Genomic DNA, 16,848 nt, shown 5'->3' on the forward strand with positions numbered 1-16,848 from the left:
ATATCGAGGCTCGGCTGGCGAGAGAACTCGCTGCATTCGGCGGCAGGAGTTCGCGATGATGGAGATGTTCAAGACTCCTGCGGCTATCGGATATCTGCGGAGCGATGTTTCGGGGCAGCGGATGGAGTGGGATCAGATTCAGATTCGTAGTGTGGCAAGGCGGCTCGGGTACACGCTGTCGAAAACGCTTGTGCTCAACTCGTATACCGAGAATCCCTTGCAGAAGGTGATCGAGGCCGTCACATCGCGGGGTGCCGAGGCGGTGATCGTTCCCGGTGTCGAGCATTTCGGCGGTGGGGTGCCGGAGGAGCTGGTTGCTGTGGTCGACGTTGTCACGATTTCGCCGGAGCAGACTTATGCGCGGTGGATTATTCCGCCGGATGCGGTGGCGGATATGGGGGCTCGGTGAGGGCCGAATTTACTTCTGTCAGGGCCTTGTTCACCAGGTTGGCGTAGTCGTCGAGGTCGGGGATTACCGCGGGGTCGGCGTGGATGGAGAGGGTTACGGTGTCGCCCAGGCCATTGAGGCCGTGGGTCAGGTGCATTACCGAACCCAGGCCGGGGAAACCTGCGGTGAAGTGGACTCGGCCGTCACCGAAGGTGAGGTCGGCGGGGCCTCGGTGGACGCTCGAGATTACCGTGTGGCCTGAAACCTGTTGGGGGAGAACATCTATCGGGTAGGTGGAGACGTCTCGATGCAGGATGGGGGCGGGGAGGACTTCGGTTGCTCCGGAGCGGGACTCTTGTAGCGGGTGTAGGGCGCGTTCGCGGCGGGCGGCCAGGTCTGCGGCTATCAGGGTGGCTCGGCGGGCGAGATTCGGCTCCTGGACGGCCAGGTTTACCGAGAGGTCTCGGTAGCTGTTGTGCGGGCCGGAGTCGGTGGCGACCGACATGGGGATTTGGGCCAGGACGGTTTCGGCGGGATCACCGTGGGTGGCGAGGTAGCGCTGTAGGGCCAGGGAGATGGCGGTGGCGGCTACGACTGTGACGGTATGGCCCGGAACTTTCAGGTCCGCTGCGGGGCGGACGATCATGCGGGCGGCGTGCGTCTTCGGGGCGGAACCGTTGCCGTTCAGGAGATTTGGCGATGCGGGGGACGGCGGGGGCGGGATCGCACCGGCGGCCGTCAGCTCGGCCAGGCGTCGTTCGGAACGGTAGGCGGCGAAACCTCGGACTATGGTGCGCGCCATCGATATCGGGAACTCGGGGATAGCGCGGGCCGTGTGCAGCCAGGCGGTGCGGACGGCCCGAGTTGCAGGCAGCCAGCCGGTGGGGATTGCAGGGTCCAGCAGATTCGGGAGAGACCGGCTGTTTTCGACCACGACCGGGTTGCCGGGCGAATCCGCGAAGAGAGCCCGGGCCAGAGCCGCCGCGCGGCGGCCGTCGGCGAGCGCGTGGGAGATTTGCAGGACCGCGACCAAGGCCTGTCGGCCGCGCGCGAAACCGGGAGCATCGGCGATATCGCGGAAGATATGCAGCCGCCATGGGCGGTGAGCGGCATCGATTCCGGTGGCCAGGAGATCACCCAGGGCGGCGGTCAGGTGCGGCCAATCCGCCACCGGCAGTTCATGTTCGGCGAACTGCTCAGCAGTGAATTCGCAATCAGCCCAAATCGGATACGCAATGTTTGCAGGGGTGTCCAGCACGCGCACCAGCAAATCTGGAATGTGAGTGACTCGATCCGCGAGGGTTGCACGGAGCTCGGCAGTGGGCCGGCCGGCGTCTTCGAAGCAATACAGCAGGAAGAGATCGTTGCGGGTGCGCGCGGAGAGCCAGTACATGGTGGCGTCCCGGGGAGCCAAGGCGGTGCCCGCCAGGGAGGCGGGGCCGGGCGGGTGATTCACGCGAAGAGCCTAGCGAAAGGCCGTAGAGCCGAGCCGGTCTGGGTGCTACCGTGTGTAGTAGAAGCCTTACCATTCTCTTTCGAGGCGGGTGACCGCAATGGCAACTCGTAACCGTCTGGCCGAACAGGCCGATGCGGCGGATGAGCGGTACCGGGCCGCGGCATTCGTCAAAAGATCAATCAACAAGGTGTTTCCGACCCATTGGTCGTTCCTCCTCGGTGAAATAGCGCTCTACAGCTTCATTATCCTGCTGCTCTCCGGCGTGTATTTGACCTTGTTCTTCGACCCCTCCATGACCGAAGTGGTCTACAACGGGCGCTTTCAACCATTGCGCGGAGTCACCATGTCCCGCGCCTACGAATCCGCCCTCGATATCTCCTTCGATGTGCGCGGCGGACTCTTCGTACGCCAGGTGCACCACTGGTCCGCACTGCTCTTCTCCGCCTCCATGATCGTGCACCTGTGCCGCGTCTTCTTCACCGGCGCCTTCCGCAAACCCCGCGAGGCCAACTGGGTGATCGGCTCGATCCTGCTGATCCTGGCCATGTTCGAGGGCTTCTTCGGCTACTCGCTCCCCGACGACCTACTCTCCGGCACCGGCCTGCGTGCCGCCTTCGCGGGCATCACCATGAGCGCACCCGTCATCGGCACCTGGCTGCAATGGCTCATGTTCAGCGGCGACTTCCCGGGCGACATCATCATTCCGCGGCTCTACATCGCACATGTACTGCTCATCCCCGGAATCATGCTGGCGCTCATAGCCGCTCATATCGCACTGGTCTGGTATCAGAAACACACCCAATACCCGGGGCCCGGCCGCAGCGAACACAATGTGATCGGCACCCGCATCGTGCCGGTCTTCTCCCTCGACCAGGGCGCGTTCTTCGCCTTCACCCTCGGCGTACTCGCCATTATGGGCGGCATACTGCAGATCAATCCGATCTGGAATCTGGGGCCCTACAACCCTTCCCAGGTCTCCGCGGGCACCCAGCCGGACTTCTACATGATGTGGACCGACGGGTTCCTACGCCTGTTCCCGGCCTGGGAACTACACCTGTTCGGGCATATGGTGCCCGGCGCGTTCTCCGTCGCGTTGATGATGCCGGTCATCTTCGGCGTCCTCATCGGCTATCCGTGGATAGAGAAACGGCTGACCGGCGACCGCGCCCGGCACAATCTGCTGCAACGACCGCGAGATGTGCCGGTGCGCACGGCAATCGGCGCGATGTCGCTGATGTTCTATCTGGTGCTCACACTGGCCTGTGTCAACGACATCATCGCGCTGCAATTCCATATCTCGCTGAATGCGACGACATGGGGTTTCCGCATCGCGCTGCTGTTCGCGCCGCCGCTGGCGTACTTCGCCGCCTACCGGCTCTGCCTCGGCTTGCAGCGTGGTGACCGCGCGGTACTCGAGCACGGCATCGAAACCGGTGTGGTGCAGCGACTTCCGCACGGCGAGTACATCGAACTGCATCAACCGCTCGGACCCGTGGATGCACACGGGCATCCGATACCGATGGAATACCAGGGCGCGAAGGTACCGCGGAAGATGAACGAGCTCGGCATTGCCGGCCGCCCGGGGACCGGAAGCTTCTTCCTGGCCGACCCGCCCGCCGAGCGAGACCTGAACGCCGAGGTCGAACGGGAAGCCGAACACCGGCAGCTGGCCGTGCTGCGGCACGCGCAGAACGGCGAGTAAACAGCACGGCGTATATCAGTGAAAAGCCCCGAGTCCACATCGACTCGGGGCCCTGGTTTCTCGGTTCAGTCGGCCGTTCAGGCGCGCTTGAACTCCCCATCGGATACGCCCGAAAGGAACGCATCCCATTCGCCGGGGGTGAAAGCCAAGACAGGGCCGGTGCCGTGCTGCTTACTGTCACGCACCCCGACATTGCCGTCCACGAGAAAAGCGACCTCTACGCAGTTACCGTTCGGGCCGCTGTGTTTGCTCTTGCGCCATACGGCGCCTGTGAAATCCACATTCACTGTACTAGCTCCTTGTCTGCATCAAGCACGAGATCTTGCTGGCATCGATCTTGGTAACGCCGGCATCCAACGAGATTCGCGGATCCTGCGTACGCCGCGAGTTGCACGCAACCTCTCCGTACAACCTGCTCTCTGCACTTCACGATGGGAATGCACCCCCGATGGCCGTTCCCGCGCTAAACACTAGCAGGGTTCGTCATAAGGAGATCGCATTCTTTCGTTTTCAATCAGCAAATTTGCAGCAAGGTTAGCCAGCTAATTATTTGCCTGGAAATAGCCTTCTAATTGAACGCATAAATAATGAAGGCCGCAATTAGGTTGTCGGTGCATTAGCGGATCTCCCGGCTATCTCCCGCTCCGCCGGCAGCGGCGGCATCCTGGATCATGGGGTACATGGGCGAACAGCCGCAAGAAGAGACCGAACGCGACCGCGACGACGACGGGCGTGCCCGGAATGCCCGACCTCGCGACCGATTCGGTCGGCCACTACCCTTCGGCAGCACCGGCATCCCGCGCATTCCGGATGATCTCCAACTCACCCCCGAGGAGACCCTCGACTACGCACAACGCCTGCTCGACGACGGCCTGGCATTCAACGCACACGAGGTACTCGAAGCCGCTTGGAAGCACGGCCCGTTCGCCGAGCGGATGCTGTGGCAGGGGCTCGCGCAATACGCCGTTGGCCTGACCCACATTCAACGCGAAAATCCGAAGGGCGCCCGCACTCTGCTGGAACGCGCGGCACAGCGCCTCACAGCCTTCGGACCACCCCCGTACGGTATCGACAGCACCGGACTCATCGCCCGCGCGCACACCCTGCTCATCGCTCTCGACCAGCAGAAACCGCTGTCCGAGGCCGATCTGAGCCCGCAGCTGCGGATTCACTGAGTTCACAATCCAACTGCCACTTCGCAACTCGTGTGTACACCCGCAACAGTGCGAAGCACCGGAGAACCGGCGAAGACTGCGAACCCGGGGCCTCGCGCCCGCGCCCGGGCACCCCACCTAGCATTGGCGAACGTGCCCGGATTCGGACGATTCGCCCCCAGCCCCTCAGGTGATCTGCACCTCGGGAATCTGCGCACCGCCCTGCTCGCCTGGTTGTTCGCGCGCTCGACCGGACGCGGCTTCCTGATCCGGATGGAAGACCTGGATCGGGTGAAAGCCGGTGCGGCCGAACGACAACTGGCCGACCTCGCCGCCATCGGACTCGACTGGGACGGACCCGTCGTCCGGCAATCCGAACGCCTGCCGCTGTACGACGACGCCATCGCACGCCTGACCGCCGCCGGACGCACCTACGAATGTTTCTGCACGCGAAGGGAGATCCAGCAGGCCGTCAGCGCGCCACACGGACCCATGGGCGCGTACCCGGGCACCTGCCGCGATCTCACCGGAAACGAACGCGCACAATGGCGAGCACAAGGCCGACCAGCGGCCATCCGCCTGCGCGCCGACATCACCGAACTCGAGATCACCGATGAGCTGCTCGGCAGCTATCGCGGCGTGGTCGACGATCTGGTGCTGCGCCGCGGCGACGGCAGCCCGGCCTACAACCTCGCCGTCGTGGTCGACGATGCGGCGCAAGGCATCGACCAGGTGGTGCGCGGGGACGATCTGCTGCCCTCCACCCCACGTCAGGTGTACCTCGCCACCCTGCTGGGACTGCCGATTCCGCATTACGCGCATGTCCCGCTGGTGCTCAATACCGCCGGGCAGCGCCTGGCCAAGCGCGACGGCGCAGTCACCCTGCACGATCGAATCGCCCTCGGCGAGACCGCAACCCAGGTTTCGAACATCCTCACGGCCTCACTGGGCTACCCCGACGCAACCACAATCTCCCAGTTACCGACCATATTCCGGCCGGACACCTTGCCGAAAGAACCATGGAGACTCGACCCCAACGGGTTGTTGCAACCCTGATCAGGTCCGTAACGTACGCACTCGACCCAGATCCCGAACGAATTCGACGAGGACGGCGAACACAATGACGAGCGGTGGGTACGACCCCAACCAATATCCGCAGGGCGGCCAGCCGTACGGGCAGCAGCCGTACCCGCAGGGCCAGCCTTACGGACAGCAGCCCCAGCAGCCCTACGGTCAGCAGCCGCAGCAGCCTTATGGCCAGCAGCCGCCGTCGGACCCGTACGGCCAGCAGCAGCCTCCGGCGTACGGCCAGCCTCCGGCCTACGGACAGCAGCCGGGCTACGGCCAGCAGCAGCCGTCCGACCCCTACAACCAGCAGCCGCAGTTCGGGCAGCAGCAGCCCGGCTACGGTCAGCAGCCGTACCAGCCCTACGACGGCGGCCAACCGGGTTACAACGCACCGGGATTCGGTGGCGGCGTACAGCCCGGTGACCTGTGGACCCGCTTCGGCGCGCGAATCATCGACTACATCATCGCCGGTATCCCGGCCGGCATCATCTACGGCGTGCTGTCCGCGGTCATCGGCGGCATCACCGGCACCGTGCTCGGCTTCTTCGTCATGTACGCCATCATCACCGGCTACTTCGTCGGTATGGAGACCACCCAGGGCACCACCCTGGGCAAGAAGCTGCTCGGCCTGCGCGTGCTCGCGCCCGGCGGCGCGGCCAAGATCGACCCGAAGACTTCGCTGCTGCGCAACCTGTTCGTCGTGGTGAATGTCGTGTACTGCCTGGGCGGTCTGGTCGGCTTCGGTATGGCGATCTACATCGCCATCACCATCGAGCAGGACCCGAACAAGCAGGGCTGGCACGACAAGCTGGCGGGCGGCACCCAGGTCGTCAAGGGCTGATAACAGCTACATGAAGCGGGGCGCATCCATTCGAATGGATGCGCCCCGCTTCGGTTTTCGGCTCTGTCGCGGCTAGGAGCTACCCGCGCCGATGAACGCGGCACCGAGGATCAGCCACAGCACAATGCCCAGCGCCAGCCCGGCCGCACCGACCCAGATACCGCCCTGCGCGAGACCCCGGCCGTCCTGCCCGGACTGCTTCACCTGATTCAGCGCCACCACACCGAGCACCAGGCCCACCAGCGAACCGATCGGCAGGAAGCAGAAGAACAGGGTCGACAGGCCCAGCACCGAGACGATCAGCGAGGCGATGGCCAGGCCGTTCGTGCCCAGCCCCGGCGCCTGATAGCCGTAGGGCTGATACCCGGGCTGATAGTTGTACGGCTGGCCGGGAGCCGGCTGCGCGAACCCACCGGAATTCGGCTGCGCGAACCCGCCGGACGGATTCGGTTGCGGCGGAGGATAATTCGGATACTGCGGCTGCGATGGCGGATTCACCGGCGGATACTGCAGCGGCTGCGGCCCGGGCGTCGCCGGCGGCTTCTGGAGATTCGGCGCGGAAGAGTATCCGGCCGGTGGTGGGGTGGGCTGCGGCGCGGCGGCACCGGGCGCGCTGTCACCGCCGTACTGCTTCCACCACTCGTCGGAATCGCCGGGTTGCGTCATTCGACAAGACTAAGCCACCCCACCAGCCCATAACCATCGATCACACCGGGGATACTGCTCGGGTGAGCGATACGAAAACGGTCGATTCAGACCGATCTGGACACCCCGCGCCCGAGCACGCAGCATTCGCCTCGGCCGCGGGGGGCTACTACACGCAGGTGGTCGTGGTTTTCACGGCGGTCCTGCTGATCTCCAATATCTGTGCCACCAAGGGTGTGCAATTCTTCGCCGACAAGCATGTCGCACTCGGCCCGATCCAACTGCTGCCGATCAATACCGACGGCGCGTTCTTCCTCTTCCCGCTCGCCTATGTCATCGGCGACATCCTCAGCGAGGTCTACGGCTTCAAGGCCACCCGCCGCGCCGTCTACTACGGCTTCGGCGCGCTGCTGCTGATGGTCCTCACCTTCTGGGCCGCCATCGGGCTGCCCGCCGCCGACTTCTACGAGAACCAGGACTCGTTCCGCAATGTCCTGGGCACCACACCGCAATTGGTGGTCGCCGGCGTCGCCGGATACTTCGTCGGCCAGTTCCTGAACTCGGTCACCCTGGTGATGATCAAGGAACGTACCAAGGAGAAGCACCTGTGGGCCCGCCTGCTCGGCTCCACCGTCGCCGGTGAATTCGGCGACACCCTGGTGTTCTGCTCCATCGCCGCCACCGCCATCGGCATCCACACCTGGCCCGACTTCATCAACTACGTGCTGGTCGGCTTCGTCTGGAAGACGTTGGTGGAGGCCATGATCCTGCCCATCAGCTACCGCTGCATCGCCTTCCTCAAGAAGCGCGAGCCCAGCTACCGTCCACGCGAGCGCTCGGCGCTCTACGAGTAGGCGGCCACGGCGCGGACGCCGCCCGCAGTGCGGCGGCCGCGCAAACGCGGGTAGTCCCTTGCCATTTCGATGATCTCGGCATCGGTGAGTCCGCTACGCCTCCGGGGCCTTGACGCGACCCACCCACTGGCCCATGAACTCGGCCTTGTAGGCGTCGAAGTACCCGCCCTCGATGCTCTCGCGAATACGGTCCACCAGGCGAATGGTGAAGCGCTCGTTGTGGATCGTGCAGAGCGTGGAGGCCAGGATCTCCTTCGCCTTGAACAGGTGATGCAGGTAGGCGCGGGTGTAGTGGGCGCAGGTGTAGCAGTCGCAGTTCTCGTCGATCGGGGTGAAATCGCGGCGGAAACGAGAGGTGTCGATATTGAACCGGCCCCGGTCCACGTAGATGGCGGCATTGCGGGCCACCCGGGACGGATTCACGCAATCGAATGTGTCCGCACCGTTTTCGACCGCCACGAAGACATCCTCGGGCTCGCTGATGCCGAGCATATGACGCGGCTTGCTCTCGGGGAGCTCATCACTGCACCAGCCGACAATGGTGCCGAGATTGTGCTTCTCCAGCGCGCCGCCGATACCGTAGCCGTCGAATTCCGTTCCGGCGGAACCACGTAACGCCTCCAGATCGCGACTTGCCTTGCGACGCAGGTCTTCATACTGCGCGCCCTGGATGACACCGAACAGCGCCTGATAGGGGCGGTGCGAGCGCGCCTCGGTGAGCCGCTCGTGCTCGTCCAGGCAGCGCTGCGCCCACTGACGCGTGCGCTCCAGCGAATCCTCTTGGTAGCCACGGGTATTCATCAGCGTGGTGAGCTCGTCGAAGGCGAACATGACATCCGCGCCCAGCTGATGCTGAATGCCCATGGACACCTCGGGGGTGAAGCGATGCCGGGAACCGTCCAGATGCGAGCGGAAGGTGACACCGTCGTCATCCACATGGGCCAGGCGCTCCTTGCCCTTGGCGATCACATCGTCGTTCTGCACGCCGACGGACTCCATGGCCAGGACCTTCTTGAAGCCGACACCCAGCGACATGACCTGGAAGCCGCCACTGTCGGTGAAGGTGGGTCCGGGCCAGTTCATGAACTTCGACAGCCCGCCCGCCTCATCCACAATGTCCGAGCCCGGCTGTAGATAAAGGTGATAGGCGTTCGCCAGCAACGCCTGCGACCCGATCTCCTTCATGGTCTCCGGCAGGACCGCTTTCACGGTCGCCTTGGTACCCACCGGAATGAACGCGGGCGTCGCGATCTCCCCGTGCGGGGTGCTGATCAGCCCGGACCGGCCATGACGGCCTTCGAGCCGGGTACCAACCTTGAAGGAGAATTCGGGAGCGGACACCCGAACAGGCTAGCTGCTCACCTTGCTGAGCTCGATGGCGTCCGGCTCCTCGTCCTCTTCGATCGGGGCGGCGAACTGCGCCTGGTAGAGGCGGAAGTACGCGCCGCGGGCGGCCAGCAATGCCTTGTGGTTGCCGGTTTCGACGATCTTGCCCTTCTCCATGACGACGATCAGATCGGCGTCACGAATGGTCGAAAGGCGGTGCGCGATAACGAAACTGGTGCGATCCCGGCGCAGGGCGGCCATGGCGTGCTGAACCAGCAGCTCGGTACGGGTATCGACCGAGCTGGTGGCCTCGTCCAGGATGAGAATGGACGGCTTGGCCAGGAACGCACGCGCGATTGTGATGAGCTGCTTCTCACCGGCGCTGACGCCGGAGCCCTCCTCATCGATCATGGTCTCGTAGCCGTGCGGCAGCGCGTGCACGAAACGATCCACATACGCGGCCCGGGCGGCGGCGAGAATCTCCTCCTCCGACGCATTCGGATTGCCGTACGCGATGTTCTCCTTGATGGTCCCGCCGAACAACCAGGTGTCCTGCAACACCATGCCGATACGAGAACGCAGGTGATCACGCGTGATTCGGGTGATATCCACCTCGTCGATGGTGATCGCGCCGGAATCCACCTCGTAGAACCGCATGAGCAGATTCACCAGCGTGGTCTTGCCCGCACCGGTCGGCCCGACGATCGCCACCACATGACCGGGCTCGGCGACGAGGGACAGCTCCTCGATGATCGGCGTCTCCGGCTCGTACCGGAAGGACACCTTCTCGAAGGCGACGCGGCCGCGATCCACCGGCCGCGAATCCTCCACCTCGGGATCGGGCACCTGCTCCTCGGAGTCCAGGATCTCGAAGATCCGCTCCGCCGAGGCCACACCCGACTGCAGCATGTTGATCATGGAGCCGATCTGGGTGAGCGGCTGGGTGAACCCGCGCGAGTACTGGATGAACGCCTGCACCTCACCCAGGGACAGCTGACCCGACGCCACCCGCAGACCACCGACCACGGCGATGAGCACGTAGTTCAGGTTTCCCAGGAACATGATGGCGGGCATGATCAGGCCGGAGATGAACTGCGACTGGAACGAGGCGTCGTAGAGCTTGTCGTTGGTCTCGTCGAACTTCTCGCCGACCTCGCGCACCCGGCCGAACGCGCTCACCACCTCGTGCCCGGTGAACGCCTCCTCGACCTGGGCATTGGCCTGGCCGGTCAGCTTCCACTGATCCACGAAATGCGGCTTGGAACGCTTGGCGATCTGCGCGGTGACGATCACGGCCAGCGGCACGGTCAGCAGCGCGATAAGCGCCAGCAGCCACGAGATCCAGAACATCATGCCCAGAATGCCGATCACCGACAGCACCGAGATGAGCAGCTGGCTCATGGTCTGATTCAGCGTCTGCGCCACATTGTCGACATCATTGGTGACCCGGGAGAGCACATCACCGCGCGGCATGGAGTCGAAGTAGCTCAGCGGCAGGCGGTGGATCTTCTCCTCGATCTCACCGCGTAGTCGCTTGACCGTCCGGTTGATCACCGCATTGAGCAGGTACGCCTGCAACCAGCCGAACACCGACGAGCCGACATACAGCGCCAGCACCAGGGCCAGCACATGGCCGACGGCCGTGAAGTCAACGCCCACACCGGGAATCACGTCCATGCTGGCGAGCATGTCCGCGAAGGTCTTGTCCCCGCCCTGGCGCAGCGCCTCGACGGCCTGATCCTTGCTGGTCCCCGGCGGCAGGCCCTGGCCCAGCTGCTTACCGACCACACCGTCGAAGATGAGGTTGGTGGCCTTACCGAGAATCTGCGGACCCAGCGTATTGAGCACCACCGAACCGACGGCCAGCGCCAAAACGACTGTGAGATAGAAACGTTCGGGAGCGAGGCGGCGCATCAACCGCTGCAGCGACGGCCCGAAAGACTTGGCCTTGGTATCGGGCGCGCCGGGATTCGGCTGTCCCGGCCTCATCGGACTTCCTCGACGCTGAACTGGGACTCCACGATCTCCCGGTACTCCTTGCAATCGCGCAGCAGTTGGTCGTGGGTACCGATACCCGCCATGGCGCCGTCCTCCAGCACCACAATCTGATCGGCCTCACGGATGGTCGAAATCCGTTGCGCCACAATGATCACCGACGCATCGGAGGTCTCCGGCCGCAGTGCGTCACGAACCCGCACATCGGTGGCGACATCGAGCGCGGAGAAGCAGTCGTCGAAAAGGTAGATGCGCGGCTTGCGCACCAGCGCGCGGGCAATGGCCAGGCGTTGCCGCTGACCACCCGAGACGGTCGTACCGCCCTGTGCGACAGGGGTTTCCAGCCCCTGCGGCATCTCCCTGACGAAGTCGGCGGCCTGCGCGATCTCCAGCGCGTGCCACAGTTCCTCATCGGTCGCATCCGGCTTGCCGTAGCGCAGATTCGAGCCGACCGTGCCGGAGAACAGATACGCCTTCTGCGGCACCAGGCCGATCTGATTGCGCAACGACTCCAATTCGATATGCCGCACATCGGTGCCGCCCACGTAGACGGCGCCGTCGGTGACATCGATGAGCCGCGGAATCAGATTGACCAGCGTAGTCTTACCCGCACCGGTCGCGCCGACAATCGCGGTGGTGGTGCCGGGCTCGGTACGGAACCGAATCGCCTGCAGCACCGGCTTTTCCGCGCCCGGGAACTTGAATTCGGCGAAGGCCAGATCCACGATCGCGGGATCCTCCTTGAACGCCTGCGGCAGCCGCGGCTCCGTCACCGAGGAGTCGGTCTCCAGCACCCCACCGATGCGCTCGGCCGAGACCGCCGCGCGCGGAGCCATCATGGCCAGGAACGAGGCCATCATGACCGCGGTCAAGATCTGCATGATGTACGACAGCATCGCGGTGAGCGAGCCGATCTGCATGGTCCCGTCGTCGATATTGTGGCCGCCAAACCAGATCACGCCCACGGCGGTCACATTCGAGATCAGCATGACCAGCGGGAACATCAGCGCCATATAGCGGCCGACATACAGCGACTGCTCGGTCAGCTCGGTATTGGCGACACCGAAACGCCACGCCTCCTGCCGCTCGCGCACGAACGCGCGCACCACGCGAATACCCGTGATCTGTTCGCGCAGCACACGATTCACCGCATCGATGCGCTCCTGCATGCGCCGGAAACCGGGCACCATGCGGGCGATGATCAAGGCCATGGCCAGACCCAGCGCGGGCACCGCGATGAGCAACAGCCAGGACAGGCCGAGGCTTTCGCGCAACGCCATGATCACACCGCCCACGCACATGATCGGGGCCATCACCAGGATGGTCGCGCTCATCAGCACGAGCAGCTGTACCTGCTGCACATCATTGGTATTGCGGGTAATCAGCGAGGGTGCGCCGAAGACACCGACCTCGCGGGCGGAGAAGGTGCCGACCCGGTGCAGCAGGGCCGCGCGCATATCGCGGCCCGCGGCCATGGCGGCCTGTGCGCCGAGATAGACCGAGATGCCCTGCGCGATGATCTGCACGCCGGTGACGGCGAGCATCATCAGGCCGGTGCTCCAGATATAACCGATATCGCCCTTGGTGACGCCATTGTCGATGATGTCGGCGTTCAGGCTCGGCAGATACAGCATGGCGATGACCGAGATCAGCTGAAGCACGACGACCCCCGCCAACTGCTTGCGGTAGGGCGCCAAGAAGGTGCGGAGTAGTCGAATCAACATGATGCTGGCAGGCTACCGCCATCGAGCGGAGTGCGGCGCGCCGTTTTCCGAGTGCGCCACGTCACACCATTACGGGCGGTCCAGATCCTGCCACTGCGTGGCTACCGGCCCGTCGGAGGTCCGTGAGCGCCGAGTCCAGGCATCCGGGTCGTGCAAAAGCTCGTCCAGAAAGGACGGGAGCAGGTCGTGCGCGATATCGGCGATGGTCACGCGCTCGAGCACCGAACGGATATTCACCCGCAGGCCGATCCACACCCGCTGCAGCGGTTCGGCCGCTCCGGTGTAGCTGACATCCTCCGGACGCTGTCCGCGCACCGAAGCCAAGGGCCCTTCGACCGCCCGAATCACATCGGCAATGCTGATTTCCGAAGCCGCCCGGGCAAGGCGATATCCACCGTCCGGACCGCGGCGACTGGTCACCAAATTCCCGCGCCGCAGATCCGCGACAACCGATTCCAGCACCTTCGGCGGAATGTCCTGCGCGGCGGAGATCGCATCGGCCTTCACCGAATCCGATTGTGCCTTCGCGATTTCCACGAGGGTGCGCACCGCGTAATCGACCTTCGCGGTGATGTGCACTTCTCTCTCCTGATCTCGTTCGGTGGCGAACGAAATCCTATCGCGGCGAATTCAATACACCGAGCGCGGCTTCCAGGAGTACGCCGCCGATCAACTCCTCGGACGCGTTGGGGACGCTCTCCCGCGACATGAGCGCTGCGCTGAGCACCTGCATGGCGGCGGCCGCACGCAGGGTGGACTCGTCATCGGCGCCGGGTCCGGCGAGCCAGCGGCACATGCGGCGACTGAGATCGATCATGTCCGGATAGCGGTCACCGAGGGCATTGAGGATGGCGACGGTGTCGCGCATGCACAGGGTGCCGGCGGCACGATGCCCGAGAATGGAACGCAGGTGTGATTCGAGTACCTCGCGCACGGTCTCGGGCGAATGCGGTATTTCGTCGAGGCTCTCCACCAACTCACCTAGGTCGTCGACCATCGGCTGGATTATCGCTATGAGCAAATCCACTTTCGAGGCGTAGTGATAGTAGAGCGATGCCTTTGTGATTCCCACCGCATCGGCTACTTCGCGCAGGCTGCTCTGCTCGAATCCTTTGCTGGTAAATAGCTCGATCGCGGCGTCGCGGATCGCGTCTTTCGTGCTTCTACCTGCGACAACAGTTCCCGCCATACTTCGGCCCACCATGCGCCCCATCCTCTCACCACGTGTCGCGGCGCGAGTGACGCCGGAAAAGTTGAGGTTGTTCCTCCACTTAATTCATAGGTAGTCTACCTACCGCACGGTAGGCAGAAATCCGCAGACACATCGCCAGGAGAACCCCTCGTGTCCGTTTACCTCTATCGGTGGGGAAAGTTCGCCTTCCGCCGAAAATGGCTCGTCATCGGAGTTTGGCTGATCTCGCTGATCCTGATCGGCGGCATCGGCGGCTCCCTCGCCAAACCCTTCCAGGACAGTTTCAGTATGCCCGGCCTCCCCTCGGAGCGGGCCACCGAAATCCTCGATAAGCACTTTCCCGGCGCCTCGGCCGACTTCGATGCCAATGCGGTCACCGGCACCTATGTGATCGGCGCGCCCGCGGGCGAAAAACTCACCGACCCGAAGAACGCGGCCACGCTGCAAGCCTTCGTGGACAGGCTGAACGGGCTCGACATCGTCGACAAGTCCGTGCCGGCGGTGAACCCGATCGATATCACCAAGAAGATCGGTGAACCCGCCAAGGTCGACTGCCTCAGCACCGGTGACCGGAGCTCGCCGGACTTCTCCGGCATCTGCTCCAGCGCACCACTGAACGTGCTGAACAAGGACAATCCCGACTCGGTCGCCACCATCAAGGCGAAGTACAACATCGCCAAGTTCTCGGACATCACCAAGGATGACCAGAAGAAGGCGTACGACATCGGCGACGAGGCCCGCACCAACGGGCTCACCATCGAACTCACCGGCTCCATCGCGCAGGAGCAAGGCGGTTCGCAAGGCACCTCCGAGATGATCGGCATCGCCGTCGCACTCGTGGTCATGATGGTCGGCTTCGGCGCGGTCGTCGCCGCCTTCGTGCCGATCCTCACCGCACTGGTCGGCGTGGGCACCGCCATCTCCATCATCATGTTCGGTACACACTGGCTGACGGTGCCGACCTTCACGCCGATCCTGGCGTCCATGATCGGCCTGGCGCTCTCCATCGACTACGCCATGTTCATCGTCTCGCGGTACAAACATGAACTGGCCGTGGCGAATTCGCCCGAAGAAGCCGCGGGTACCGCGGTCGGCACCGCCGGATCCGCGGTCATCTTCGCCGGTCTGACCGTCATCATCGCGCTCGCCGGCCTGGCCTTCGTCGGCGTCAGCTTCCTCACCTACATGGGTATCTTCGGCGCGGTCTCCGCGTTCATGGCGGTGCTGGTCGCGGTCACCCTGATGCCCGCGCTCATGGGTGCGTTCGGCCGCTTCCTGTTCAAGCCGAAGCTGCCGCTGGTCGCCCAGCACGATCCCGAGGACGAGAACTCGGTCACCAACGGTCAGCGCTTCGCCCGATTCATCGGCAAGGCACCGGCTTTGACGCTCGCCATCTCGGTGGTCCTGCTCGGCCTGCTGGCCGCGCCCGCGCTCAATATGCAGCTCGGCCTGCCCGGCGGCGACTCCATGCCCAAGGATTCGAGCCTGCGCAAGGCATACGACCTGCAGACCGCCGGATTCGGTGAAGGCTCCAACGGCACCCTGCTGGTCGCCGTCGATATGAGCAAGACGCCGCAGGATCAGCGCACCGAAGCGCTCAACGCGCTGCGCTCGAAGCTGGACTCCTACAAGGGCGAAGGCGGTTTGGATTACCTCACCTTCGCGCAGACCAGCAAGGACGGCGAAGGCGCGCTCTTCATGGCCGTGCCCGAGGCCGGACCGAACGACAAGGTCACCAAGGACCTGGTCAAGCACGCCCGCAATGCCGAATCCGAGTTCAACGACCGGTACGGCATGGAGTACGGAATCACCGGCACCACAGCCATTTACGCCGATGTCTCGGCCGGGCTGCTCAGCAAGATCGTGCCCTACCTGGCCATCGTGGCCGGTGCGGCCTTCCTGCTGCTGATCCTGGTGTTCCGCTCGATCCTGGTCCCGCTCACCGCGGCACTCGGCTTCCTGCTGTCCATGGCGGCCACCTTCGGCGCGACCGTGCTCATCTTCCAGGAGGGCAAGTTCAACCTGGTCGAACCGCATCCGCTGGTGAGCTTCCTGCCAATCATGTTGATCGGCTTGGTATTCGGGCTCGCCATGGACTACCAGGTATTCCTGGTGACCCGCATGCGTGAGGAGTACGTACACGGCAAATCCTCCAAGCACGCCATGATCAGTGGCTACCACCACGGCGCGCGCGTGGTGACCTCCGCGGCCATCATCATGATCTCGGTATTCAGTGCCTTCATGCTGGAACCGAATGTGGTGGCCAAGTCCATGGGCTTCGCCATGGCGGCGGGCGTCCTGCTCGACGCCTTCGTGGTCCGCATGGTGCTCATCCCCTCACTGCTGGTCCTGATGGGCCCGTACGCGTGGTGGATTCCGAAGTGGCTGGACCGCATCCTGCCCGATATCGACGTGGAAGGCGCCAAGCTCGCGGCGCTGAAGGAGTCCTCGGCTCCGGTCGCGCTCGAGAAGGAACCGGCCACCGTCTAGTACTGCCGCAAGG

Annotated in this window: 15 protein-coding genes; 7 read left to right on the top strand and 8 right to left on the bottom strand. The window is 64.1% G+C overall.

The window, feature by feature from the left end:
• The first annotated feature begins 55 nt into the window (after positions 1 to 55).
• Positions 56 to 409, top strand: coding sequence for a hypothetical protein (locus tag GFY24_RS01010; RefSeq protein WP_228565888.1), 354 nt, complete (start codon positions 56 to 58; stop codon positions 407 to 409).
• Here GFY24_RS01010 and GFY24_RS01015 read toward each other — a convergent pair.
• Positions 369 to 1,844, bottom strand: coding sequence for a wax ester/triacylglycerol synthase domain-containing protein (locus tag GFY24_RS01015; RefSeq protein ID WP_153803052.1), 1,476 nt, complete (start codon positions 1,842 to 1,844; stop codon positions 369 to 371). The genes GFY24_RS01010 and GFY24_RS01015 overlap by 41 nt on opposite strands.
• A 97-nt stretch (positions 1,845 to 1,941) precedes the next feature.
• On the opposite strand from GFY24_RS01015, the gene GFY24_RS01020 reads away from it, so the two are divergent.
• Complete coding sequence (locus GFY24_RS01020; RefSeq protein ID WP_153803053.1) at positions 1,942 to 3,546, top strand: cytochrome bc complex cytochrome b subunit; 1,605 nt, start codon at positions 1,942 to 1,944, stop codon at positions 3,544 to 3,546.
• Between the two features lie 77 nt (positions 3,547 to 3,623).
• Here GFY24_RS01020 and GFY24_RS01025 read toward each other — a convergent pair whose 3' ends face one another.
• Positions 3,624 to 3,833: a DUF397 domain-containing protein gene (locus tag GFY24_RS01025; RefSeq protein WP_309230263.1), complete on the bottom strand. Its 210-nt coding sequence runs from the start codon at positions 3,831 to 3,833 to the stop codon at positions 3,624 to 3,626.
• A gap of 393 nt (positions 3,834 to 4,226) precedes the next feature.
• Here GFY24_RS01025 and GFY24_RS01030 point away from each other — a divergent pair, with 393 nt between their 5' ends.
• From GFY24_RS01030 to GFY24_RS01040, 3 genes are all read left to right on the top strand, one after another.
• Complete coding sequence (locus tag GFY24_RS01030; protein ID WP_153803054.1) at positions 4,227 to 4,721, top strand: DUF309 domain-containing protein; 495 nt, start codon at positions 4,227 to 4,229, stop codon at positions 4,719 to 4,721.
• Between the two features lie 132 nt (positions 4,722 to 4,853).
• Positions 4,854 to 5,756, top strand: coding sequence for a tRNA glutamyl-Q(34) synthetase GluQRS (gene gluQRS / locus GFY24_RS01035; protein ID WP_309230265.1), 903 nt, complete (start codon positions 4,854 to 4,856; stop codon positions 5,754 to 5,756).
• Positions 5,757 to 5,820: 64 nt separating this feature from the next.
• A complete protein-coding gene (locus tag GFY24_RS01040; protein WP_153803056.1) occupies positions 5,821 to 6,609 on the top strand; it encodes an RDD family protein in 789 nt (262 codons plus the stop codon).
• A 72-nt stretch (positions 6,610 to 6,681) separates the two neighbouring features.
• Here the strand turns inward: GFY24_RS01040 and GFY24_RS01045 are convergent, their stop codons facing one another.
• Entirely contained in the window at positions 6,682 to 7,275 is a 594-nt protein-coding gene (locus GFY24_RS01045) for a DUF4190 domain-containing protein (protein ID WP_153803057.1), read from the bottom strand.
• Between the two features lie 62 nt (positions 7,276 to 7,337).
• On the opposite strand from GFY24_RS01045, the gene GFY24_RS01050 reads away from it, so the two are divergent.
• A complete protein-coding gene (locus GFY24_RS01050; RefSeq protein ID WP_309230267.1) occupies positions 7,338 to 8,108 on the top strand; it encodes a queuosine precursor transporter in 771 nt (256 codons plus the stop codon).
• A 93-nt stretch (positions 8,109 to 8,201) separates the two neighbouring features.
• Here the strand turns inward: GFY24_RS01050 and tgt are convergent, their stop codons facing one another.
• The 5 genes from tgt to GFY24_RS01075 all read right to left on the bottom strand — a co-directional run bounded on the left by tgt (position 8,202) and on the right by GFY24_RS01075 (position 14,357).
• On the bottom strand, positions 8,202 to 9,449 hold the full coding sequence (gene tgt, locus GFY24_RS01055; RefSeq protein ID WP_309230268.1) for a tRNA guanosine(34) transglycosylase Tgt: 1,248 nt from the start codon (positions 9,447 to 9,449) through the stop codon (positions 8,202 to 8,204).
• Between the two features lie 9 nt (positions 9,450 to 9,458).
• Positions 9,459 to 11,423 (bottom strand): ABC transporter ATP-binding protein, encoded by a 1,965-nt coding sequence (locus GFY24_RS01060; RefSeq protein WP_153803058.1) that lies wholly within the window; start codon positions 11,421 to 11,423, stop codon positions 9,459 to 9,461.
• Positions 11,420 to 13,153, bottom strand: a complete 1,734-nt coding sequence (locus GFY24_RS01065) for an ABC transporter ATP-binding protein (protein WP_153803059.1) — start codon at positions 13,151 to 13,153, stop codon at positions 11,420 to 11,422. The genes GFY24_RS01060 and GFY24_RS01065 overlap by 4 nt, the downstream gene beginning before the upstream one ends.
• Before the next feature lie 69 nt (positions 13,154 to 13,222).
• Positions 13,223 to 13,732 carry an Rrf2 family transcriptional regulator gene (locus GFY24_RS01070; protein ID WP_309230269.1) on the bottom strand — a complete coding sequence of 170 codons (510 nt, stop codon included), beginning with the start codon at positions 13,730 to 13,732 and terminating at the stop codon, positions 13,223 to 13,225.
• A gap of 37 nt (positions 13,733 to 13,769) precedes the next feature.
• Positions 13,770 to 14,357 (bottom strand): TetR/AcrR family transcriptional regulator, encoded by a 588-nt coding sequence (locus tag GFY24_RS01075; RefSeq protein ID WP_153803060.1) that lies wholly within the window; start codon positions 14,355 to 14,357, stop codon positions 13,770 to 13,772.
• Between the two features lie 138 nt (positions 14,358 to 14,495).
• Here GFY24_RS01075 and GFY24_RS01080 point away from each other — a divergent pair, with 138 nt between their 5' ends.
• The gene (locus tag GFY24_RS01080) at positions 14,496 to 16,835 is read left to right on the top strand and encodes an MMPL family transporter (RefSeq protein WP_309230270.1); all 2,340 of its coding nucleotides are present in this window, start codon (positions 14,496 to 14,498) and stop codon (positions 16,833 to 16,835) included.
• Positions 16,836 to 16,848 lie beyond the last annotated feature (13 nt).

Source organism: Nocardia sp. SYP-A9097 (genome assembly GCF_009649815.1).
Classification (GTDB): Bacteria; Actinomycetota; Actinomycetes; order Mycobacteriales; family Mycobacteriaceae; genus Nocardia.